The sequence below is a fragment of the Alkalihalobacillus sp. MEB130 genome (assembly GCF_032335535.1).
GTDB lineage: Bacteria > Bacillota > Bacilli > Bacillales > Bacillaceae_D > Halalkalibacter.
In genome coordinates this window covers 19880-42253 of sequence record NZ_JAOANA010000006.1, presented here as the reverse complement: position 1 = coordinate 42253, position 22374 = coordinate 19880, and the positions used below count along the sequence as shown (strand labels likewise).

Annotated in this window: 21 protein-coding genes, 1 tRNA gene and 1 riboswitch; of the genes, 7 read left to right on the top strand and 15 right to left on the bottom strand. The window is 36.9% G+C overall.

Annotation, left to right across the window (positions count from 1 at the left end; all coding sequences use genetic code 11):
* The first annotated feature begins 158 nt into the window (after window positions 1-158).
* Complete coding sequence (gene ltaS / locus N0O92_RS07930) at window positions 159-2153, top strand: lipoteichoic acid synthase (protein WP_315614135.1); 1995 nt, start codon at window positions 159-161, stop codon at window positions 2151-2153.
* Between the two features lie 90 nt (window positions 2154-2243).
* On the opposite strand, the gene N0O92_RS07925 is transcribed toward ltaS, so the two are convergent.
* A complete protein-coding gene (locus N0O92_RS07925; RefSeq protein ID WP_315614134.1) occupies window positions 2244-2396 on the bottom strand; it encodes a hypothetical protein in 153 nt (50 codons plus the stop codon).
* 195 nt (window positions 2397-2591) lie between these two features.
* Here N0O92_RS07925 and N0O92_RS07920 point away from each other — a divergent pair.
* Window positions 2592-2666: transfer RNA gene (locus N0O92_RS07920), tRNA-Gln, on the top strand.
* A gap of 51 nt (window positions 2667-2717) precedes the next feature.
* Here N0O92_RS07920 and N0O92_RS07915 read toward each other — a convergent pair.
* The 6 genes from N0O92_RS07915 to phaQ all read right to left on the bottom strand — a co-directional run bounded on the left by N0O92_RS07915 (window position 2718) and on the right by phaQ (window position 8832).
* Window positions 2718-4133 (bottom strand): sigma-54 interaction domain-containing protein, encoded by a 1416-nt coding sequence (locus N0O92_RS07915; RefSeq protein ID WP_315614133.1) that lies wholly within the window; start codon window positions 4131-4133, stop codon window positions 2718-2720.
* A gap of 183 nt (window positions 4134-4316) precedes the next feature.
* Complete coding sequence (locus tag N0O92_RS07910; protein ID WP_315614132.1) at window positions 4317-5090, bottom strand: 3-hydroxybutyrate dehydrogenase; 774 nt, start codon at window positions 5088-5090, stop codon at window positions 4317-4319.
* Window positions 5091-5138: 48 nt separating this feature from the next.
* Complete coding sequence (locus N0O92_RS07905) at window positions 5139-6320, bottom strand: acetyl-CoA C-acetyltransferase (RefSeq protein ID WP_315614131.1); 1182 nt, start codon at window positions 6318-6320, stop codon at window positions 5139-5141.
* Window positions 6321-6803: 483 nt separating this feature from the next.
* Window positions 6804-7544: a 3-oxoacyl-[acyl-carrier-protein] reductase gene (gene fabG, locus N0O92_RS07900; RefSeq protein ID WP_315614130.1), complete on the bottom strand. Its 741-nt coding sequence runs from the start codon at window positions 7542-7544 to the stop codon at window positions 6804-6806.
* Window positions 7545-7770: 226 nt separating this feature from the next.
* Window positions 7771-8289: a hypothetical protein gene (locus tag N0O92_RS07895; RefSeq protein ID WP_315614129.1), complete on the bottom strand. Its 519-nt coding sequence runs from the start codon at window positions 8287-8289 to the stop codon at window positions 7771-7773.
* A 129-nt stretch (window positions 8290-8418) separates the two neighbouring features.
* Window positions 8419-8832, bottom strand: coding sequence for a poly-beta-hydroxybutyrate-responsive repressor (gene phaQ / locus N0O92_RS07890; protein ID WP_315614128.1), 414 nt, complete (start codon window positions 8830-8832; stop codon window positions 8419-8421).
* A 255-nt stretch (window positions 8833-9087) separates the two neighbouring features.
* Here phaQ and N0O92_RS07885 point away from each other — a divergent pair, with 255 nt between their 5' ends.
* The 5 genes from N0O92_RS07885 (at window position 9088) to nspC (ending at window position 14698) form a co-directional block, all read left to right on the top strand.
* A complete protein-coding gene (locus tag N0O92_RS07885) occupies window positions 9088-9543 on the top strand; it encodes a poly(R)-hydroxyalkanoic acid synthase subunit PhaE (RefSeq protein ID WP_315614127.1) in 456 nt (151 codons plus the stop codon).
* 68 nt (window positions 9544-9611) lie between these two features.
* Entirely contained in the window at window positions 9612-10394 is a 783-nt protein-coding gene (gene fabG / locus N0O92_RS07880) for a 3-oxoacyl-[acyl-carrier-protein] reductase (RefSeq protein ID WP_315614126.1), read from the top strand.
* Between the two features lie 35 nt (window positions 10395-10429).
* Window positions 10430-11518, top strand: a complete 1089-nt coding sequence (gene phaC, locus N0O92_RS07875; RefSeq protein WP_315614125.1) for a class III poly(R)-hydroxyalkanoic acid synthase subunit PhaC — start codon at window positions 10430-10432, stop codon at window positions 11516-11518.
* 817 nt (window positions 11519-12335) lie between these two features.
* Window positions 12336-13568, top strand: coding sequence for a saccharopine dehydrogenase family protein (locus tag N0O92_RS07870; protein WP_315614124.1), 1233 nt, complete (start codon window positions 12336-12338; stop codon window positions 13566-13568).
* A gap of 2 nt (window positions 13569-13570) precedes the next feature.
* Window positions 13571-14698: a carboxynorspermidine decarboxylase gene (gene nspC, locus N0O92_RS07865; RefSeq protein ID WP_315614123.1), complete on the top strand. Its 1128-nt coding sequence runs from the start codon at window positions 13571-13573 to the stop codon at window positions 14696-14698.
* Between the two features lie 198 nt (window positions 14699-14896).
* Here the strand turns inward: nspC and N0O92_RS07860 are convergent, their stop codons facing one another.
* From N0O92_RS07860 to N0O92_RS07825, 8 genes are all read right to left on the bottom strand, one after another.
* Window positions 14897-15757 carry a MetQ/NlpA family ABC transporter substrate-binding protein gene (locus tag N0O92_RS07860; protein WP_315614122.1) on the bottom strand — a complete coding sequence of 287 codons (861 nt, stop codon included), beginning with the start codon at window positions 15755-15757 and terminating at the stop codon, window positions 14897-14899.
* A 16-nt stretch (window positions 15758-15773) separates the two neighbouring features.
* Complete coding sequence (locus N0O92_RS07855; protein WP_315614121.1) at window positions 15774-16442, bottom strand: methionine ABC transporter permease; 669 nt, start codon at window positions 16440-16442, stop codon at window positions 15774-15776.
* Window positions 16435-17460, bottom strand: coding sequence for a methionine ABC transporter ATP-binding protein (locus N0O92_RS07850; protein WP_315614120.1), 1026 nt, complete (start codon window positions 17458-17460; stop codon window positions 16435-16437). Before N0O92_RS07850 ends, N0O92_RS07855 begins: the two co-directional genes overlap by 8 nt.
* Window positions 17461-17595: 135 nt before the next feature.
* Window positions 17596-17708: riboswitch (SAM riboswitch) on the bottom strand.
* Window positions 17709-17972: 264 nt separating this feature from the next.
* Complete coding sequence (locus N0O92_RS07845; protein WP_315614119.1) at window positions 17973-18275, bottom strand: hypothetical protein; 303 nt, start codon at window positions 18273-18275, stop codon at window positions 17973-17975.
* A 395-nt stretch (window positions 18276-18670) separates the two neighbouring features.
* Window positions 18671-19072 carry a DUF3021 domain-containing protein gene (locus N0O92_RS07840; RefSeq protein ID WP_315614118.1) on the bottom strand — a complete coding sequence of 134 codons (402 nt, stop codon included), beginning with the start codon at window positions 19070-19072 and terminating at the stop codon, window positions 18671-18673.
* A gap of 2 nt (window positions 19073-19074) precedes the next feature.
* Entirely contained in the window at window positions 19075-19524 is a 450-nt protein-coding gene (locus N0O92_RS07835) for a LytTR family DNA-binding domain-containing protein (RefSeq protein WP_315614117.1), read from the bottom strand.
* 338 nt (window positions 19525-19862) lie between these two features.
* A complete protein-coding gene (locus tag N0O92_RS07830) occupies window positions 19863-21146 on the bottom strand; it encodes a hemolysin family protein (RefSeq protein ID WP_315614116.1) in 1284 nt (427 codons plus the stop codon).
* A 126-nt stretch (window positions 21147-21272) separates the two neighbouring features.
* Window positions 21273-22352 carry an acyltransferase family protein gene (locus tag N0O92_RS07825; protein WP_315614115.1) on the bottom strand — a complete coding sequence of 360 codons (1080 nt, stop codon included), beginning with the start codon at window positions 22350-22352 and terminating at the stop codon, window positions 21273-21275.
* Between the last annotated feature and the right edge of the window lie 22 nt (window positions 22353-22374).

Sequence of the window (22374 nt, the reverse complement as noted above, 5' to 3'; positions counted from 1 at the left end):
AATGAAGCGTGTTAAAATAGTTTCTTTTAAGCGCGCGTCATGGTAAACTCTTTTTATCTTTTACAAAAAATGGATTTAATAGTTTAGGAGATCTCTGCTTTTAACATAGATTGAATAAACGAGTAACAATTTTTTCATATAAAAAGGACGGATAAAAAATGAAAACTTTCTTCTTCAAAAAACAAAGTAGCAATCCCTATACTTTGTTTTTCTTTACGGCAGTTGTGCTTCTATGGTTGAAGACGTATTTCGTTCAATCAACACAATTTAACCTTGGGATCGAAAACACAACTCAACAATTTTTATTATTTTTAAACCCATTAGGTTCAGCGTTACTTTTTTTGGGACTAGCCTTTTTCTTTAAAGGAAAGAAAAAATATATAGTTCTGATCATAATTGATTTTCTACTATCTTTTCTTTTATACGCCAATGTGTTGTACTATCGTTTTTTTAATGATTTTATTACATGGCCAAACTTGGCACAGACCCAAAACTTCGGAGATGTAAGTAGTAGTATTACTACCCTCTTACAACCATTGGATATTTTATTGTTTGCTGATGTGATTCTCCTTGTTGTCATGCTAACAATGATTCATAAAAAAGTAGAAGTGAAGGAAATGACTCCATTAAAGCTATCAGCTTTGTTCTTAGTTGCTTTAAGTATTTCAGGTGTCAATTTAGCCATTGCAGAATCCGATCGACCAGATTTACTAACTAGAGGATTTGACCGTAACTACATTGTTAAGTATTTAGGAATGTACAATTACACGATTTATGATGCAGTTCTTAGCACGAAAGCATCGACACAAAGAGTGTTTGCCGATAGCAATCAAATAACCGAAGTATTACATTATACAAGATCAAATTACGCAGAACCTAATCCTGACTATTTTGGGACTGGGGAAGGCTTGAATGTTATTTATGTACACATGGAATCCATTCAAACTTTCCTAATTGATTATGAACTACACGGTGAAGAAGTCACACCATTCTTAAATTCATTGACGAACGAAAAACACACTCTTTACTTCCCTAATTTCTTTCACCAAACAGCACAAGGAAAAACAGCTGACGCTGAATTTATGGTAGCCAATTCTCTCTATGGTTTGCCGCAAGGTGCTGCTTTTACAACAAAAGGACTAAACACTTATCATGCAGCTCCAGCTATATTGGGGCAAGAAGGATACACATCAGCGGTGCTTCATGGAAATACGGGAACCTTCTGGAATCGCAATGAAATTTATAAATCACTCGGATATGATCGGTTTTACGATTCAAGATATTTCAATATGAAGGAAGAAGACTTAGCAAATTACGGCCTAATGGACAAACCATTTTTTGAACAAGCCATGCCTTATTTACAGTCATTGCCTCAGCCTTTTTATGCTAATTTCATTACAGTTACTCATCATTTTCCGTTTACGCTTGACGAAGAAGACGCAACACTTGCGCCGCATACAACCGGTAATAGGACAGTTGATAATTTCTTCCAAACAGCCCGATATGCAGACGAAGCGTTAGAGCAATTTTTCACTTATTTAAAAGAAGCTGGGCTATATGATGAGTCTATTATTATTATGTATGGGGATCATTATGGAATTTCAAATAATCATAACCGAGCCATGAAAGAAGTAATCGGCAAAGAAGTTACACCTTATGAAAGTGCTGGGTTACAGCGGACACCTTTATTCATTCGTGTTCCAGGAATAGAAGGTAAAGTAATTGAGGAATACGGCGGACAAATTGACCTTCTCCCAACCCTTCTTCATTTGCTTGGTAAGGACACGAAATCCTATGTTCATTTTGGCACGGACCTTCTATCTGACCAACATGATGATCTTATCCCTTTTAGAAATGGAGACTTCGTGAGTTCCACGATCACTGCTGCAGATGGTAAGTTTTATAATTCTGTGACAGGTCAGCTACTTGAAGACGAGCGAATGGAAGAAGCAAACCAACTTCAGGAAACAACAAGACAAAAACTCGCCTTCTCAGATCTTGTTGTCAACGGGGACTTGTTACGCTTTTATACGCCTGATACTTTCACTTCTGTTGATCGCTCTAAGTACAATTACCTCATACACGAGAACTTGAACTTAGTGAATGAAAGTGATTTTGACTTAGTCGATTCTCTCCCAAAGGTTCTAGAATAACCTGATCTCTCTAGCGTTTCATTCACTACAAAGGTGACAATCACTTATTAAACTAAGTGATTGCCACCTTTTTTGATCTAAAACAAATTGCTACTCCTCAGTCACGCGATTTCGAAAAGCCTCTTTTTCAACCAAATATCCATCTTCTTCTATATTATTTTTCGGCTTTTTCATTTCACCTTCTTTTGGAAATGCACCGGGATGACCTTTTCTTTTATGATTAAAACTTTTTCCAGTTGCCAATCGAATCCCTCCTTTAGAAATGGTTCTTCGTTATTTTTTCAAAATATTTTTTACTTATGCATGTTTCCTTTTTATTAACGCGCTTTCTAATAGGAACGGAGAGGTGTTACTCCCTTTCTCCAAGCAAACGGCAAAAAATGATCGTTATCCCGTATAATATTTGTCGAAAAGCATATGATATAAATGTCGCAACGATGGGCTATAGCCAAGCGGTAAGGCAACGGACTTTGACTCCGTCATGCGTAGGTTCGAATCCTGCTAGCCCAGCCATTACATAAAAAGTGCCTGACCCTTGTCAATTTAAACAAAGGTCAGGCACTTTTATTTAACTCCATATAATTTACACTTATCATAAAAGCTTGTCTTTCCAATTCCAAGTAATTTTGCCGCAGCTAGTTTATCCCCACTTGTAACGGTAAGTGCATGAACAAGTGCCCTTTTCTCAGCTTGAGCTAATGTCTCTTTTAATGGTTGAATCGTTTGAACAGTCCCGTTTGTGCTTGCGTTATTAATAGGTGGTTCTTGTTTAATGGAATGATCAGCTTGATCCTTTATGTAAAGTGGTAAATGCTCTAATGTTATAACAGTCCCATCCAATACATTGATAGCTCGTTCTAATACGTTTTCTAGCTCCCGTATATTCCCAGGCCACATGTGTCGTTGGAGCTTGTCTACCACTTCTGATGACAACATCGTCCCCTTTTTATAAAACCTTCTCTCGATCTTTCGTAGTAGATATTGCGAGATAGCTTCTATATCCTCTTTTCTTTTTCTAAGAGGAGGGATTTCTATACTTATGACATTTAATCGGTAAAAGAGATCTTGACGAAACGTTCCTTCCTGTACCATTTTTTCTAAATCTCGATTGGTTGCCGCAATCAGTCGTATATCAATTGGTATTGATTTTTGACCTGCAACAGGTTGGATTTCTTTTTCTTGCAGCGCTCTAAGTAACTTACTTTGTACAGAAAGAGGCATATCCCCAATTTCATCAAGAAAAATTGTCCCCTTATTTGCCAACTTTAAAAGGCCTAGTTTTCCACCTTTTTTCGCTCCTGTAAAAGCACCATCTTCATAACCAAATAGCTCTGTTTCAAACAACAATTCAGGGATAGACGCACAATTAATTGCCACAAAAGGGAAGTCACTCCGCATACTGCTATGGTGTATGGCATGAGCAAATAATTCTTTTCCTGTGCCAGTTTCTCCAGTTACCAATACTGAAGAGTCATTTCTTGCTACCTTTTCTCCTAATGCTTTCGCCACCTGAAATTCATAACTATCTCCAACTAAGTCATCAAACGTATATTTACATGTTCCTTCATTTAATGCTTTATTTTTATAAAGATTCAAAGCATTGCACAGATTTGTTATTTTATTTTTTTGAGCTCTAACATTGTCTGGATCGGAGTAGATAACAGTTCCTAAAGCCCCAACTAATTGACCTTCTATAAAAATAGGGTAGCGATTCGCTATCATAACACTTCCGTTTATTGGATGCAGGTGCTCTATTTCCTTTTGACCTGTTCTAGCTACAATATGCATTCGTGTATTTTCAATGATGGCTTGAACTGGACGACCGATTGCCTCTTCAAACGATATTCCTAAAAATTCACAATAGGCCCCATCTATGTAAATAACGATTCCATCTCGATCGACTACAATGATGCGCTCGATGCATAATTGAATAATTTCCATTAACCATTCAAATGAAAGCCTTCTCATCTCTAACTTCATTGGTTCCCCCCCAATCGATAGCATCATTATAACAAAATTTCTATCCTTTGTTGGTAAAAATAGAGAAAGGGATGTCCAAAAAATCTTTTGGACATCCCTAAGTAACGGATGGAATCGACTTTGCTATTGCCAAACTCCCGATGTACTTGTACGTAGCCTATTCTGAACCATATGAAGAAGTTTTTACTGTGCCGTATACCCACCGTCTAACAAAACGGCTTGTCCTGTAACACCTTTTGCTTTTTCACTACTTAAAAATAGGGCATAATCAGCAATTTCTTGAACAGATAATAAGCGTTTTTGTGGTACTAGTGGGTATAATACCTCTTCTTTCACTTTTTCAACAGGAACATTACGGGTTTTAGCTAAATCCTCAAATTGTCCACGAACGAGAGGAGTATCCACGTAACCTGGGCAAAGAGCATTCACTGTAATATTATGTTCTGCCGTTTCAAGAGCGGCTACTTTAGTTAAACCAATTACCCCATGTTTGGCACTGTTATAAGCTGCTTTTCCAGAAAAACCTATAACTCCATTAATGGATGCCATATTAATAATTCGTCCAAACTGTTGCTTCTTCATGATCGGTATCACATGCTTCATCGCAATAAATGGTGCGATTTGCATTACTTTTATCATGAATTCAAATTTTTCAGTTGGAAATTCTTCAATCGGTGAAACGTGCTGTAGGCCTGCATTATTTAGAAGGACATCAAGTCTACCGTATGTTTCAATCGTTGCATCTATTGCCTTTTTAATATCTTCCTCTTGAGTTACATCGACTTTTAATCCTAAGCAATCATATCCTTGCTCTCTTAAGTCTGCTGTTACTTCTTTCACTTTTTCTTCATCAATATCTGTAAACACAACTTTTGATCCATCCTTAAGAAAGGATTCTCCAATTTGGTAACCAATCCCACTTGCAGCGCCCGTTATAAACGTTACTTTACTTTCCATTGTTGTTCCTCCATTATAAACGAGCATTACGATTTTGATCTATACTACTTAAATTGTTTCAACTACACTCGCTACGCCCATTCCACCACCGATACAAAGAGTAGCCAAGCCATAACGAACTTCGCGACGCTTCATTTCATGAAGCAATGTAACAAGTACTCTCGCACCACTTGCTCCAATTGGATGTCCTAAAGCAATTGCGCCACCATTTACATTTAGTTTTTCTTTAGGAATGGCTAATTCACTACCTACAGCTAACGCTTGCGCTGCAAAAGCCTCATTTGCTTCGATCAAATCGATGTGATCCAATGACAAACCGGCTTTTTCTAAAGCTTTATTAGATGCTGGCACTGGTCCAATCCCCATAATTTCTGGATCAACACCAACAGAGGCATTTCCTCTCAAAACAGCTAATGGTTTGATACCTAACGCTTCAGCTTTTTCTCGACTCATAAGAACTAATGCAGCTGCTCCATCATTAATACCAGAAGCATTTCCAGGCGTTACAGAGCCGTCCTTTTTGAAGGCCGGCTTTAACTTACTAAGCTTAGCTGCCGTAATTCCCGCTCTTGGAAATTCATCTTTATCAAAAACAAGTGGATCTCCCTTACGTTGAGGAATCTCTACAGGGACAATCTCATCATTGAACTTTTCTTCATTCATTGCAGCCTCGGCTTTTTGCTGGCTCCAGGCAGCAAATTCATCTTGACTATCACGGTTTAATTCATATTTCTCTGCAAGATTTTCAGCAGTAACCCCCATGTGATAGCTATTAACAGCACATTGCAATCCATCTTGGATCATGCTATCTATTATTTTGCCATTGCCCATTCTATATCCTGTACGAGCATCCATTTGAAGATAAGGAGCAAGACTCATATTTTCCATTCCACCCGCAACAACAATCTCAGCCTCTTCTAATTGAATAGCTTGTGCTGCGTAATGCACCGCCTTTAGACCAGATCCACATAGCTTATTAATTGTAGTGGAAGGAACACTATTTGGAATCCCTGCTTTAATAGCAGCTTGTCGAGCAGGTCCTTGACCTAGCCCTGCTTGAAGAACATTACCCATAATCACTTCATCTACTTGTTCTCCCTTTAATCCAGCTCGATGTAGAGCCTCCTTAATAACAATGGCTCCTAATTCTGTTGCTGGTGTTTGACTAAGCGAACCCATAAAATTACCAATTGCCGTACGAACAGCGCTTACAATAACAACCTCTCTCATGAAAAAACCCCCTAATATAAATGTTTTAATTGCACTTATAAAACCACGATCTAGCTGAGAATGATCATTTAGCTTCTGTTACTCTAAGGTGGGTTAAAAGCTTATCCTTCTAAAGAATATGTACTTCACCATTCTCTATAGCAAGATTTATGCCAATTCTCTAGTAATGTTACAAGAAAAGTATTTTTAATAGTTTTCACACGTCACCAAACAGACCAGTTAGTCCAAAAAAATTGTCAATTATTTTCAAAATATATCATCATGTAACAGTAAACCCAATCATTCTCATTCCGTTTTATTGGAATATTCCGATAAAACGGAATGATTTAGTAAAAAAAATTCCGTTTTATCGGAATTTACAAGAGAAATAGATAAATAGATTTATCGACCTCAAAGCCACATTTAACTAATAAAGGCTACCTTTTGAAAAGATAGCCTCTCTTCCCTCTTGCCATTCTGAGGATTACGTTTATGTGACTTGCACTAAATAACAGTTCCTCCATCAATACTTAAAACGGTTCCTGTAATGTATTCAGCCTCATCTGAAGCTAAGAATGCATACCCATTTGCAATATCCTCTGGCTTACCCATACGATTTAACACCGATTTATTCCTCATCATTTCTTTTACTTTATCCGGCATTTTGTCTACCATTGGAGTTGCAATGAAACCAGGAGCAATAGCATTAACTCGTATTCCATGCTTCCCTAATTCCTTTGCCCACGATTTTGTCATTCCATTAACGCCCCATTTAGATGCAGCATAATTCGTTTGACCGAAATTACCATATAGACCAACAACTGAAGAAGCGTTCAATATGACACCACTTTTTTGTTCAATCATAATTTTCGCAGCTTCTTGAGCAACATTAAATACTCCTTTTAAATTTACATCAATCACACTGTCCCATTGCTGTTCGGTCATCTTGACTAGTGTTGCATCCTGAGTTATACCCGCATTATTAATGACAACGTCGATTCGACCATAATGATGAATCGTTTTCTTCATCAAATTTTCGACCTCTTCACGGTCTGTTACATCAACATCAATCCCTATGCTCTCTCCATTAAGGTCTTTTATTATTTGTGAAACACGATCTACTTCATCTTTTTTCAAATCGACTAAAACAAGTTTTGCACCTTCTAAGGCAAATTTTCTAGCTGTTGCCTCCCCAATCCCACGTGATGCACCTGTTATAATTGCCACTTTATCTTTTAATCTCATTTTCTGTTCCCCTTACCTATTAGGTATTTACCCAGAAAAGTTCCGAGGTCATAAATAGCACAACCTCTCTCTTCCCAACTTAATAAAGGGTAGAAATCGCTTACAGACAGCAAAAAAAGAAGGAAAACGAGCCATTCACAATCGTTTAATTAGGATTATTTAAACTAATCAACTAGTTAATCCTTAATTAAATGAATATGCTTGATTTCCTTAACGTCTTAGTTACTTACTTAGTACTACTCGCATAAAAATCAAAGAACTTGAACATTTGAGGTTGTGTATTTCTCAAGTGATCAAACATCCCTTCAAATGCATTAATCGATTTTTCACGTACTTTTTTATTTTGAGCGATCGCATGAACAGACGCTTCATGTAGCTGTTCCGTCGATCTTGAATATAGATCAAGAGAAGCCTTACCTGGTAGACTAGCAATCGTTTGGGACTTATGACCAATTTCCTCAAGCTTATTTAACCATTCTTGGTAATCTTGCACACCTAGCTGTTTGCTGTAATTTTCAAAGACAGATTGAGTGTTGGTTTTCCATTCTGTTGTCATCTTTTTCGAATATTCTTCTAATTGCTCTAACTGATCTCTTGTGCCTTCAATCCACTCTTTTTGATTTTCAAAAGCCTGAAGTGTTCGCTGCTCCAATTCTTCAAAAATAGAATCATTGCCCCACCAATCTTTAAAGTAACTGCCCATCACATCGTTAGTTGAGTTATTTGTTTCCTTTTTTGCCGCCATCATAATCCCTCCACAATATAAATTATTTTTACCAGAGTCTGAATCAACCTTGGTATATCAACACAAACAATGCTAGGAAGCAATGTTTATATTACTAAAGTGTTTGGGTGACTGAACCAAGATGTTTTTCTATTTCTCCTCATTTTCTTCTTTTTTTGATGCATATCTTGGTGGTGTGAAGAAATTTGTGTACATATTAAAAAATTGGTTAAGCATCTTTTGATATTGTTCTAGTGAATCGGCCCATATATCTAGATACTGTTCTCCGGCTTTTGTAATGGAATAAATGCGCTTTGCCGGACCGGATGAGGTTGTATCCCAAACAGAAGTAACAAGCTCATCTTTTTCAAGTTGACGAAGAATTCGATAGAAGTTCCCTTGGTCTACAGAGTGAAACCCAAATTGTGTAAGCTTCTGCATTAATTCGTATCCATGTGCATTCCAGTCTTTTAATAAGAGTAGCAATACAGGAATCATAAAATTTTTTGGAGCACTTGCTGTATCTCTTTTTGTTTTGTCTACACTACTTCGCTTGGGAGTCATTCTCTCACCTTCTCATCAAATTATAATAAATAATCCATATGTGTAATTTACACCTATAGGTAATGAATGTCAACCTTTACTTCATTATCCATAATTCACCAAGAAAATACATCATCCGCCAAAATCCCCCTTGAAAATGTCTGATTATAGCGAATTTTATATATATTTTACGAAAAGTTTTTGACGAAATCTTGCACATATACATTTACTATTAAGATGACGAATCTTAACAATTTTCAGAAAGGAGTTTGATTCATGACAAAACAAACGATGTTAGATCCTTTTGCACTTTGGAAAAGCATGTATGAACAAACAGAATCAAATTTAAGCGATGCCATTCACGAAACGCTAAAAACAGAAGAGTATGCAGAATATCTGGGGCATTTACAAAGTGGCTACCTTCAATATCAACAATTCGTTCAAAATGCAACGGATACGTACTTGAAACAAATGAATGTCCCTACACGAGAAGAAATTTCTAGTGTCGCCTCCCTTATTATCAACCTAGAAGAAAAAGTCGAAAATCTCGATGAAAAAATTGAGGACGAGCTACTGAACCAAAACGTTTCCTCAGAAATAACAAAGCTAAAAACAAGCATTACAAGGCTAGATAAGAAAATGACTCAAATTCTAAAAATCTTATCAAATGAGGAAGATGATGCATCGACAAATACGACACCATCACCACCTTCATCGCCTGATAACGAGTAATTTTTTGTAGAAAATCACTATTCATTTTTCTTTTTAAACTAAAAAATAAAAACTCGGAGGAATGTACAATGACAATTATCTTAAATGACTCGGCATTACAACAAAGTGAGAATAAAAGTTTAGCAGGAAAAGTAGCTATCGTAACAGGCGGATCTAGAGGAATTGGATCAACAATTGCGAAAGAATTAGCGAAAAAAGGTGCTCAAGTTGTCATTAACTATAATTCAGCTAAAGAGGCTGCTGATGAAGTTTTATTTGAAATTGAGCAACTTGGCGGAAGCGCTGTCTCCTTTCAAGCAAATGTAGCTAACTTTGACGAAGCTCAATCCCTAGTGGAAAATACACAAAACTACTACGGGAAAGTAGATATTCTGGTTAACAATGCTGGTATTACAAGAGATCGTACGTTCCGAAAGCTTAGTGAAAAAGATTGGAATGAAGTTATTAATGTAAATTTAAATAGCATCTACCATACAACTTCAGCAGTAATCAATCCAATGCTTGAACAAAAATTTGGCCGTATTATTAATATGAGTTCGATCATCGGTCAAGCTGGGGGTTTCGGCCAAACAAATTACTCTGCTTCTAAGGCTGGAATGATTGGCTTCACAAAATCACTTGCGTTAGAGACAGCAAGAAGTGGTATTACAGTTAATGCTATTTGTCCAGGTTATATTGAAACGGAAATGGTGAAAGAAATTCCTGAAAAAGTAAAAGAACAATTAATTAGTAAAATTCCAATGCAACGCTTAGGCCAAACATCTGAAATTGCTGATGCTGTACTTTTCTTAGCAAATAACAGTTACATAACTGGTCAGTGCATTAATGTAAATGGTGGTTTGTACATGTAACGAACAAAAAAGCTAACGAAAAAGGAGCTGGGGCAATGGTTTATTCTGCTACCAAATCAATGGAAACATTATTTGACACCGTACCAGAAGAGTTACAAAAAGATTATAAAAAATTTAAACGAGTGATGGATGTCCTCACAAAAGAACCTGAGCCGAAAGTAGGACAAACGCCGAAAGAGGTTATTTGGACGAAAAATAAGGCTAAGCTTTATCGCTATCAACCCGCAAAAGTAAAAACAAATAAAGTACCGATTTTAATGATTTATGCTCTTATCAATAAGCCGTACATATTAGACTTAGCTCCTGGTAGTAGTCTAATTGAATACTTAACAGATAAAGGGCATGATGTTTATTTGTTAGATTGGGGAACACCAGGTTATGAAGATCGACATATGAAGTTTGATGATTACGTGTTGGATTATATCCCACGCGCTGTAAAAAAAGTTCTTAAAACTTCTCAAGCTGACGAAATCAGCCTACTTGGCTATTGCATAGGTGGGACATTAACCGCTATCTTTACAGCGCTACACCCGAATTTACCTATTCGTAACAATGTATTTTTGACGAGCCCATTCGATTTTAGTAATGCAGGCTTATTTACAAACTGGGTGGACGAAAAATATTTTAATTTAGATCTAATGGTTGATACTTTTGGCAATATTCCAGCAGAAACCATTGATTTTGGAAATAAGCTATTAAAACCTTTAGTAAACTACTTTGGCCCCTATGTTGCACTAGCCGACCGTGCAGATAACGAAGATTTCGTTAAAAACTGGTCCCTCATGCAAAAATGGGTTGGAGATGGTGTACCATTCCCTGGTGAAGCTTATAGGCAATGGATTGGGGAATTTTACCAAAAAAATAAGCTGATCAATGATGAATTGTATATTCGTGGACAACAAGTTGAGCTAAAAAACATTAAAGCAAATGTATTAAACATCGCAGCAGATCGTGACCACATTGCGATTCCTGAACAAACAGAAAAATTGATGGACAAAATTTCTAGTAAAGACAAGACATTCAAACTAATTCCTGCTGGTCATGTCTCTGTAACAATAGGAAAAAGGGCGGTTCAACACACTTACCCACTAATTGAAGAATGGCTAACAGAGCACTCTAAGTAATATTTACAAGGTGTTCTCAAGAAAAGGTGTACTACCTGCCTCTTGAGGACACCTCCAAACTGCTGTTTGATCTTTATCCCTTTTTGTTCCACTACCCGGGTACATATACTCTCATTTTCTGCACCTCCTCTCTTTTATTCCAAAAAAGAATTCCGAGACACTATTTTACATACATAATTGAGTATTATTTTCTAGGGAAAAGAAACTAAATGTACTTTTTTATTTTTTTTTACTTTTTCCTATTGAATTTTTGTTCAAATGTGCTACTCTAGAGGAGCATTAATTGGAGAGTTTGAATTTACTACATCAGGTCTTTCCAAGCAGATAATTTTGACCACTTCCTACTGGAAGGTAAGGCCATACGGACAGCTGGGTCAAATGCCGACTGGCAACTTTGTTGCCTTATTGATTGAGTTAAAAGCTCAAATTTTATAAGTTGGTTACTTTACAACCAGTGCATTTGCACATCAACTTGTGAAACGGTCAATAAGAGTGCTAAAAAGTAATTATTTGCTATATAGACTCTGATCCCTACTTAAGATACTTTGAATATTAAAGAGCTTTCTATCATATTTTTTTCTAATATGATATTCGACACGTATATTTATGACTGTTGTCATGGATTACTCTGCTTTTTAATGTAATTGATGATATCTTAGCAAGTGTTGTGCGCAATTATGCGTTTGGCACTTGCTTTTTTGTTGTTCAAACGTTTTTTGAGGAGTTATACGCATATCCTTTTTGGGTAAAGACATCCTAAGAGTTTATTAAGAACTTCTTTTTATTTGTAAAATTTAATCAGTAAGGAGATAGGATTATGGGAAAAGCACTTATTATTGGTTGTGGTGGAGTCGCATCTGTTGCCATCCACAAATGTGTTCAAAACAGCGAGGTTTTCGAAGAGATTTGTATTGCAAGTCGTACGAAATCAAAATGTGACGACCTAAAAGCAAAACTTGATGGTGGAAAAACAAAAATTACAACTGCACAAGTGGATGCAAACAATGTAGATGAGTTAATTGCATTAATTGAAGAAGTTAAGCCAGATATCGTTATGAACTTAGCTCTTCCATACCAAGATTTAACGATCATGGATGCGTGTCTTGCTACAAAAACACACTATTTAGATACAGCGAATTACGAGCCAGAAGATACAGCAAAATTTGAATACAGCTGGCAGTGGGATTACCGCGAGCGTTTCGAAAAAGCGGGTATCACTGCTCTTTTAGGAAGTGGTTTTGATCCTGGTGTAACAGGTGTTTTTTCTGCACATGCCCTAAAGCATCATTTTGATGAGATTGAGTACATCGATATTCTTGATTGTAACGCTGGAGATCACGGCTACCCTTTTGCAACGAATTTCAACCCTGAGATTAACATCCGTGAGGTTTCGGCGAACGGACGCTACTGGGAGAATGGTGAATGGGTAGAGACAAAACCTATGGAAATTAAGCGCGTTTATAATTTCCCAGAAGTCGGGGAAAAAGATATGTACTTATTGTATCATGAAGAACTTGAATCTCTTGCCGTTAATATTCCTGGAATTAAGCGAATTCGTTTCTTTATGACTTTTGGTGAGAGCTATCTTACTCATTTGAAGTGTCTTGAAAATGTTGGATTAACTTCTATTGAGCCAATTGAATACGAAGGACAACAAATTGTGCCTCTTCAATTTTTAAAAGCACTATTACCTGACCCATCTACTCTTGGTCCACGTACAAAAGGTAAAACAAACATTGGTTGTATTTTTAAAGGGAAAAAAGATGGAAAAGATAAAACATATTACGTATACAACATATGTGACCATGAAGCATGTTACCAAGAAGTTGGTTCTCAGGCCGTTTCTTATACAACTGGTGTTCCTGCGATGATTGGTGCGATGATGATTATGACAGGAAAATGGAATAAAGCGGGCGTCTACAACATTGAAGAGTTTGATCCAGATCCATTCATGGAAGCATTAAACAAATGGGGATTGCCTTGGAAAGAAAGCTTTAACCCAGAGCTTGTCGATCATGAGCCAATTAAAGAAGCGGAGACTGTACGTTAATTATGAAATTTGAAGAATTACCAACACCATGTTATATAGTAGATGAAAGTCTTTTGGAAAAGAATCTGAAGATATTAAACGGGGTAATGGAACGGACAGATGCAAAAATTATCCTAGCTCAAAAGGCGTTTTCCATGTCCGAATTTTATCCATTAATCGGAAAATATTTGAGTGGTACGGCGTCGAGTGGGCTCTATGAAGCGCGTCTTGGTTATGAAGAGATGGGTAAAGAAAACCATTGCTTTGCCCCAGCATATCGTGATGATGAAATTGACGAAATCATTTCTTATTGCGATCATATTATCTTTAACTCGTTCTCACAAGTCGAAAAGTTTAAAGACAAAGTACTAGCAGCTGGAAAAAAAGTGGGGTTACGTATCAATCCTGAACACTCAACACAAGTTGGGCATGCGATCTATGATCCATGCTCTCCTGGCTCCCGCTTTGGTGTTACGATTAAGAACTTCCGCCCAGAATTACTTGATGGTGTATCTGGGCTCCATTTTCACACACTTTGTGAACAAAACTCAGATGATTTAGAAACAACATTGAATGCTATAGAAGAAAAGTTTGGACCATGGTTGTCACAATTAGAATGGATTAACTTTGGTGGTGGTCATCACATTACACGTGAAGACTATGACATTGCATTACTTGAAAAATGCATTAAAAGAATGCAAGATACGTACAATTTAGAAGTGTACCTTGAACCAGGAGAAGCCATTGCTCTTAATGCGGGCTATCTTGTTACAACAGTCCTTGATAAACTTGAGAATGATATCGAGATTGCGATCCTTGATACATCAGCAACATGTCATATGCCAGATGTGTTAGAAATGCCTTACCGTCCTCCTCTCTTTGGATCAGGAGAAAAAAATGAGAAGCCATACACGTATCGCCTTGGTGGACAAACGTGTCTAGCAGGTGATGTCATTGGAGAATATTCCTTTGATCAGCCATTAGAAAATGGCGACCGTTTAATGTTTGGAGATATGGCTATTTATACGATGGTGAAAAACACGACTTTTAACGGCATGCCACTGCCAGCGATCGCTGTCAAAGATAAAGATGGCGATTACCGTATTGTCCGCGAATTTGGATATGAAGATTTTAAAACGAGACTTGCGTAATTTAATACGGACTTTAAAAACCAGATTCTATTACAGAATCTGGTTTTTTCAATATTTACAAAGTGCTCAAGGTGACAGTCTTTAAGTCTGTCATGCGTAGGTTTCAAACCTTACAAACCAACCACTTTTTTTGGACATATATAATTAAAAAGCTGCGGAGAAACATATCTCAGCAGCTTTCAACTTTTGTCCTATCTATTATTTACCTGTTAATGGAATTACGGCTCCATCGTATGTTTCAATAATGAACTGTTGAACATCCTCAGATTGAAGGATTTCAACTAACTTTAAGATCTCAGCACGTGTTTCGTCTTCAGAACGAACAACAATCAGGTTAGGCTGAAGCACATCTTCTCCCTCAAACGCAATTCCGTATGACTCGATATCCACTCCACCTTCAAGTGCATAGTTCGTGTTAATCACAACCACATCGCCTTCTCCAGCTTCAAATGAAGGAGCAAGCATTCTTGCTTCTACTTGCAACTTATCAAATTGTAAGTTTTTTGGGTTTGATACAATATTATCGACTGTTGCTAATGCTCCTTCTTCCACATCAAGCTCGATAAGACCTGCTTTTTCAAAAATTGGTAGGATGCGTCCGTGATCGCTAATTGAATCACTCATAATAATGGTTGCACCTTCTGGAAGCTCATCTAAGCTACTATATTCCTTAGAGTATACACCGATTGGTTCAGCATGAATCGCACCAATATCAACAAAATCATAATCAGGATTTTCATCTAATTGCATTGCTAAGTAACCAGGTGTTTGGAAATAGTTAGCATCAATATCTCCATCACGTAAAGCTTGGTTTGGCAAAATATAATCTTGGAATGTTACAATTTCAAGCTCGATTCCTTCTTCAGCTAAAAGTGGTTGAACGTATTCAAGCACTTCTGTATGTGGAACAGCAGATGCTCCAACTACTAATGTAGAAGACTCAGCTTGTTCCGTTTCATCTCCAGCCGTATTTTCTGTTGTTTCTTCTTCTGATGTACCGCAAGCTACTAGAGAAGCGGATAATGCTGCTACACCCATTAAACGTAAAAACTTTTTCATAATAAAAATCCCCCTGTTATCGTTTATCTGTTTTATTTGTAAAGTAGTCACCAATCCATTGAATGAGAAAGACAATAATTAAAATGACTACTGTTGCAACTAATGTAATTTGACTATTGTTTCGTTGAAATCCTTCAAGGTATGCAAAGTGTCCAAGCCCCCCTGCCCCAATTACACCGGCCATCGCCGTAAAACTTACTAACGATATAGCTGTTACGGTTATGCCAGAAATGAGTGCTGGTAGCGATTCCGGAATAAGCACTTTTTTAATAATATCCCATTTCGTTGCTCCCATTGCTTGCGAAGCTTCAATCACACCTTTGTCAATTTCTCTTAACGCCATCTCGACCATACGAGCATAAAAAGGAGCCGCACCAATGATTAAGGCTGGTAACGCGGCATTTGCGCCAAGCATCGAACCAACTAACATACGTGTAAATGGGATTAATAAAACAATTAAGATAATGAATGGAATCGAGCGAAACACATTTACAATTAAACTGAATATCGTATTAATCCACCTGTTTTCATAAAGGTTACCTTTGCTCGTTAAATACAGAACAAGTCCAAGAATTAAGCCAATAACAAAAGTAGCTGCGATAGAAATACCTGTCATATAGAGAGTTTCTAGCGTGGCGTCCCATAACCGATCCCACTTTACTCTTCCAAACCATTGATCAAGCATGGGCAATCACCTCTACTTCCACTTCTTTTTCGCGGATAAATGTAATTGCTTTAGTGATTTCATCTTTGTCACCTGTTAAAGCAACAAATAAGGTCCCGTACGAACCATCTTGTATTTTTGTCAGTTTTCCTTGGATGATATTAACCTCTATATCAAACTGTCTAATCAACTGAGTAATCAATGGACGTTCCGCTTCTTCTCCGACAAACGTCATCTGCACCACATGCCCGTTCGGATAATCAGCAAGCATATGTTCAACAGCATCGACGGTTTCATCCGTCACCGTAATTTGCTTAACAAATTCCTTCGTCATCTTCTCTTTCGGTTTACGGAATACTTCTATCACAGGTCCTTGTTCAACAATTTTTCCAGCTTCCATAACCGCAACTTGATCGCAAATTTTTCGAATAACATGCATTTCGTGCGTAATTAAAATAATAGTAAGCCCTAAACGTTTGTTAATATCTACAAGCAAGTCCAAAATCGAATCGGTTGTTTTGGGATCCAATGCCGATGTTGCTTCGTCACAGAGAAGAACCTTTGGGTTATTCGCTAACGCACGTGCAATACCAACACGCTGCTTTTGTCCTCCACTCAGTTGAGAAGGATAACTTTCTTCACGCCCTTCTAAGCCAACAAGCTTAATCAATTCATCCACTCGTTTTATTCGTTCTGCCTTTTTCACCCCGGCTATTTCAAGTGGAAACGCAATATTTTGCCTAACAGTTCGAGACCAAAGTAAATTAAAATGCTGAAAAATCATCCCGATTTCCTGTCTAGCTTTACGAAGTTCTGGTTGTTTTAGTTCTGACAGATTTCTTCCGGCAACCACAACGTTACCCTCACTTGGCCTCTCTAACATGTTCAGCATACGTATTAATGTACTTTTTCCCGCACCACTATATCCAATAACACCATAGATTTCACCTTCATTGATAGTTAGGTTAATTCCATCAACGGCTGTAACTGGGCCATTTTTAGTTTGAAATACTTTTTTAATACCTGTTAATGAAATCATCCGTTTCTCCTTCCCCCTACAGCATACTTACCCTATAAGAATACTCAACTTTATTGCAACATTATATATAGTTGTTGACGTTTAATGTAAAAAACCTTTCTGCTAGATGAGCAGAAAGGTTTTTTACATTCCCTTCTCTCATCTTTCAAAGCATCATACTTTGCAGGATTTAGCACCTTCTTAGATCAATATGATCCAACGGTTGCCGGGCATCGTAGGGCCAGTCCCTCCGCCACTCTGGATAAGAGTCTATTATTTAATTAGCTGTTTTTTAGTAGTAGCAATGAGAGAATAATAGCATAACTCAAAAATAATTGTCAACAAACAAAATTAGATTAATATAGTTTTAGTATTCAAAATTATTAAATTATCAGCTTTGTATCTTTTCTTATTTAGGTGCTGAAGAGTTTGAAACTATAACAGTGAAGAAGAACATCTGTCTAATCTTTTGAACTTCATCAGACACGTATTACATCAAGCTTAGAACTAGGTTCGCATGTCTACCCTCACCTTTATGGTGCAAACGGAAAATAGGTGAACGTAACGATAAATAATGCAAACGCCCCCGCGGATAAGTAGATAAGACTTAATAAAATATCCAGTGCGATAACTCCCCATTTGACCCAGCTTTGTTGCTTTAATGCTACTTTAATCAATCGATAATTTATTAGCCCAAGTAAATAGATTGCTAAAATGACGAAGCAAGGTACTACCCATTGTCCTACTGCCTCTGATGTTTCTGTCGTTCGACTTTCAAAAAAACCTGATTGTAGCTTTATTAGTTGACTCACACCGATAAAAACAACCAGCATCACCCCACCGATGCCTCCAAGCCATTTTTTTTCTTGCTTTGTTGTACCAATTAATAAACAAGTGCCCGTTATAGTAAATAGCGCAAATATTATATAGTCGATTGTGAATCCCCCTTTTTCATACAGCTATGGTCTTCCCCTTAGAATATATTACCATTTCTTCATTATATACTCTATACAAGGAACTATTAAAAATCTGTTTAACAAAAGAGACAACGATTTACTATTGACAAGTTACCCACATTCTTAAAATAAGCGTATACAGAAGCGAACAGTGTCATAACTGTTCGCTTCTAATTTAAAATTTAAGCGTTTGAAGTTGTTTTAACAACGTATCCACAATTATTGAAAGTGGGCTCTTGGAATTAGCTAGAGTTCTATGTTTAGAATACAAATCATTATTTCACTGAACCGTTCATTTCTTTTTCTTGCCATTTAAAGTAATAATAGTAACTAGACCAGAAAATGAGATAAACGGCAATGAAAGTTGCAATACTAACTAACAGAGCCATTAAGGTGAGAGGCAACCATCCAATCGTAATAGCCAACATTAACCAAAGTGATATTGAGAGTAAAAAGTGAATGGTGGTTTGCTTAAGAGGGCTCCAATTCTCGATCTCAAAAAGGAGAGATGCCACCCCAAAATAAGCTCCCATGATCATACTTCCAAGCATGTTGTTCCACAAGATTAATACAGGCACCTCAGTATTGGACAGCATTAAGACAGTTACCGTTCCAAAAATGAGAACTGCACTAAAGCCCAAACCAATGAAAATTCTTTTCAATGTTTCCATTATCATGTTTAATCAACTCCTAATATTAGCTTCTTTTTAATCTCCTGCACATACTTTCTTGATACATACTCTTTATTACCAGATTGAAAGTAAACACACAAATTTCCGTTAAACGACAACTCAAAACGCACAATTTTATTGATGTTTCCCACGACTGATTTCGAAAACCTAGTGAAGCCATGATTTTTCAGCAATTCCTCTATTTCATATAACCTCATACTTAACTCAATTGCTTGTTTATTTATTATGGCAAACACTTTACGGTCCTTTGCATAAACAAATTCAATTTCTTCAGGAGATAATAAGATAGACTGTTCTTCGTCAATCCCTATAATGCGTCTAGAGCTTTCTCCTTGTAATTTTCTCACTATCTCTTCAAGCTCTTTCGTCCACTCTTTTGCTTGAATCGTAATAGAAAGCTGATCATACTTTTCGTTAATATCAATGTTTACTTTCATTCACCTACCTCCTTCTTCCTCACTATATCATCAAGATCACTTCTATTTGGAAATAATTTCATAAGATGTATGTAAATGCGAATAAGTAGTTGCTTTTGTTACATGAAATCTTAACCACGGAAAAATGTCGTCAACATCGCTAACTAATAAATTTCCAACGACTATCAGTCTGTATTGGTTTTTGCCCTTCCTCTTCCTCCCTCTCATTGGCTTTGTTTTCATTTTCACTTACCATCCCTCACACTTGAGTGCCCAACAGAATGAGACTAACTTAAAAGATTCCTGAATTATACTTCAACAAACAATCCCCTCTGCGAATTCATCACAGAGGGGATTGTTTATATTGCTTCTATTTGTTCAACTTCACCTTGTTTATTATTAATCATTAAGCGAACTTGGCGAATTCGCTTCTTTTCAGCTTTTTCGATCTTCAAATTCAGATTTTGATAAAGAAATTCTTCGCCTTCTACTGGAATACGTTGAAATTCTTCTATCAACCATCCCCCTAGAGTGTGGTTTGAGGTAGTTGGAACATCCATCTTAACAAAACGAGCGAAATCATCAATCGAGTAATCCGCGTCAACGACGTAACTTGATGCCCCAATTTGTTTCACATGATTTACACTAACATCATGTTCATCCCAAATCTCACCGACGATTTCTTCCAATAAATCTTCTAACGTAACCAACCCAGACGTTCCACCAAACTCATCAATTACTATAGCCATATGGATTTTTTGCTTTTGAAGTTCTGGAAGTAAGGAGGAAATTTTCATCGATTCAACAACGAACAACGGTTGTCGTAGAAGCGAAGGAAGATCAACGTTTTCCCCAGCGTCTATAAAAGCAGTTAAAAAATCTCGTTCAGATAAAATACCAATGACATTATCAATATTCCCCTCATAAACAGGGACCCTTGAGAAATGCTCTTTTAAAAACACATCCTTGATTTCCGAAATTGGTTGATTGACTTCTACAGCAACCATGTCTGGACGCGGTTTTAAAATTTCGCGCACAATTATATCATCGAATTCTAACGAACGGTGTACCAACTCTTTTTCTTTTTTCCCAATAACACCTTCATCTTCACTAATTTGAACAAGCATTTTAATTTCTTCTTCCGTAACAGATGGTGTATTATCTTTGTTTTTTACAAATAAATAAATAAGTTTCTTAATTTGCAAGAACACCCAAGTAACTGGATAGAACACTTGAATCAACAAAAAAAGGATTCCCGACGTTTTTAATGCGTAGCCTTCTGCGTATTCTTTCGCTAACGACTTCGGGATAATTTCGCCAAAAATTAAAACCAAAATTGTGACAACAAATGTACTAATAAAAACTCCCAGACTAGGGCCAAACAGTTGGATCGCAATTTGTGAAGACAGCGTTGCTGCTGCAATGTTCACAAGATTATTGCCAACCAACAGCGTTGAAAGCGTCTTATCAAAGTTATCGGCTATTTCAACAGCCTTCTTAGCCCCTTTTCTCCCTTCCTCCTTATAATTCTTAAGGCGGATTTTATTCACACTCGAAAATGCTGTTTCAGCTGAGGAGAAAAAAGCAGACAACCCTAATAACATAATAAATAACGCAATCAAACTCGACGGAACATCGTCCATCTATACATCACACTCCATAATAGTATTACTTTTATCTTATAACTATTTGTTGGTTTGCACTACTGTTTTTTTATTTCAATCAGATAATGATATTTCAAGCTGATGCCAGAATGCCACTCTCCTCTTTTAAGCCACTTTCGACTTAAACACTTCTTTGTTATCCTTTTTACGAACAGGCATCTTCCCTACAACATACTTACCAAATGGAAACTTTGAGATCAAATAGATTAATACAATAGGTCCAAACACTCCCGCTATTAATTGAACGAACAAATAGGTCAATTCTGTTGCTTCACGAAACACAGTTCTACTTACGAACGTTTGAACAAATGGGTGAAGCAAATAGATCCCATAGGAGTATCCGCTAGTGGATACGATCCACCTTGGAACTCTTTTCACTTTTGAAAAGACATAGAACAATAGAAAAAATAACAACACCGTGTAAAGGATTACGTCGAAGCGTGCTGATGTTACTCTCATTAGAATCCCAGTATGATAAATATATTGTAAGAGAGTAAATGAACCGATCACGCCGACCAAGAGAAATTTCCAATTTTCATTTAAAATGTTTAGAAAACGCTCATAGTTTTTTCCACAATAATAAGCAACCACATAATAAAATAGCCATCCCACAAACAACACTCTTGAGAAGAAAAGAGTCAAATAACTCGAATGACTTACATAATCTATAAAATAAAAATACAAACTTATCCAATAGCCTACGCTTATACAAAAACTAATCGTTAAGACATGCAACGGTTTAAATCTATTGCTATATTTCACGAATGCTAGATGCAACAAATAAAATTGAAAAATAATTAAAACAAAATATCCATGCCACTGTCCAATCACATTGTACCCGAACTCTTTAGCAAAGTCTGAAAAGGTCCAATGATAGCGGTAATATTTATCACCTGCATAAAACGCTGCCATCGCCAAATATGGAATGAAAATATACTTCAGTCTCTTTTTCAAAAAACCTTTTGGAATGTGATCTTTATAAGCGTGTGTCATGACAATTGTTGAGAGTAAAACAAACATTGGTGTTCCATACAACAAGATCACTTGAAGTGTCCGGTAGACAACTCTATCATCCCCCGTTACCGAAAAATCTGTTAACACTCTACTTACTGCGTGAATGAGAACCACACTCAAACAAGCAATGATTCGAAGCCAATACACTTCTTGCATCTCTTTTTTGCCCACATCATCCACGCTCCTTTTTACA

What these genes read in the sequence shown, in the direction of transcription:
- ltaS (WP_315614135.1), top strand. Translation starts at nt 159, where the DNA reads ATGAAAACTTTCTTCTTCAAAAAACAAAGTAGCAATCCCTATACTTTG.
- N0O92_RS07915 (WP_315614133.1), bottom strand. Translation starts at nt 4,133, where the DNA reads ATGAAGTTAGAGATGAGAAGGCTTTCATTTGAATGGTTAATGGAAATT.
- N0O92_RS07910 (WP_315614132.1), bottom strand. Translation starts at nt 5,090, where the DNA reads ATGGAAAGTAAAGTAACGTTTATAACGGGCGCTGCAAGTGGGATTGGT.
- N0O92_RS07905 (WP_315614131.1), bottom strand. Translation starts at nt 6,320, where the DNA reads ATGAGAGAGGTTGTTATTGTAAGCGCTGTTCGTACGGCAATTGGTAAT.
- fabG (WP_315614130.1), bottom strand. Translation starts at nt 7,544, where the DNA reads ATGAGATTAAAAGATAAAGTGGCAATTATAACAGGTGCATCACGTGGG.
- N0O92_RS07895 (WP_315614129.1), bottom strand. Translation starts at nt 8,289, where the DNA reads ATGGCGGCAAAAAAGGAAACAAATAACTCAACTAACGATGTGATGGGC.
- phaQ (WP_315614128.1), bottom strand. Translation starts at nt 8,832, where the DNA reads ATGACTCCCAAGCGAAGTAGTGTAGACAAAACAAAAAGAGATACAGCA.
- N0O92_RS07885 (WP_315614127.1), top strand. Translation starts at nt 9,088, where the DNA reads ATGACAAAACAAACGATGTTAGATCCTTTTGCACTTTGGAAAAGCATG.
- fabG (WP_315614126.1), top strand. Translation starts at nt 9,612, where the DNA reads ATGACAATTATCTTAAATGACTCGGCATTACAACAAAGTGAGAATAAA.
- phaC (WP_315614125.1), top strand. Translation starts at nt 10,430, where the DNA reads ATGGTTTATTCTGCTACCAAATCAATGGAAACATTATTTGACACCGTA.
- N0O92_RS07870 (WP_315614124.1), top strand. Translation starts at nt 12,336, where the DNA reads ATGGGAAAAGCACTTATTATTGGTTGTGGTGGAGTCGCATCTGTTGCC.
- nspC (WP_315614123.1), top strand. Translation starts at nt 13,571, where the DNA reads ATGAAATTTGAAGAATTACCAACACCATGTTATATAGTAGATGAAAGT.
- N0O92_RS07860 (WP_315614122.1), bottom strand. Translation starts at nt 15,757, where the DNA reads ATGAAAAAGTTTTTACGTTTAATGGGTGTAGCAGCATTATCCGCTTCT.
- N0O92_RS07855 (WP_315614121.1), bottom strand. Translation starts at nt 16,442, where the DNA reads ATGCTTGATCAATGGTTTGGAAGAGTAAAGTGGGATCGGTTATGGGAC.
- N0O92_RS07850 (WP_315614120.1), bottom strand. Translation starts at nt 17,460, where the DNA reads ATGATTTCATTAACAGGTATTAAAAAAGTATTTCAAACTAAAAATGGC.
- N0O92_RS07840 (WP_315614118.1), bottom strand. Translation starts at nt 19,072, where the DNA reads ATGATAATGGAAACATTGAAAAGAATTTTCATTGGTTTGGGCTTTAGT.
- N0O92_RS07835 (WP_315614117.1), bottom strand. Translation starts at nt 19,524, where the DNA reads ATGAAAGTAAACATTGATATTAACGAAAAGTATGATCAGCTTTCTATT.
- N0O92_RS07830 (WP_315614116.1), bottom strand. Translation starts at nt 21,146, where the DNA reads ATGGACGATGTTCCGTCGAGTTTGATTGCGTTATTTATTATGTTATTA.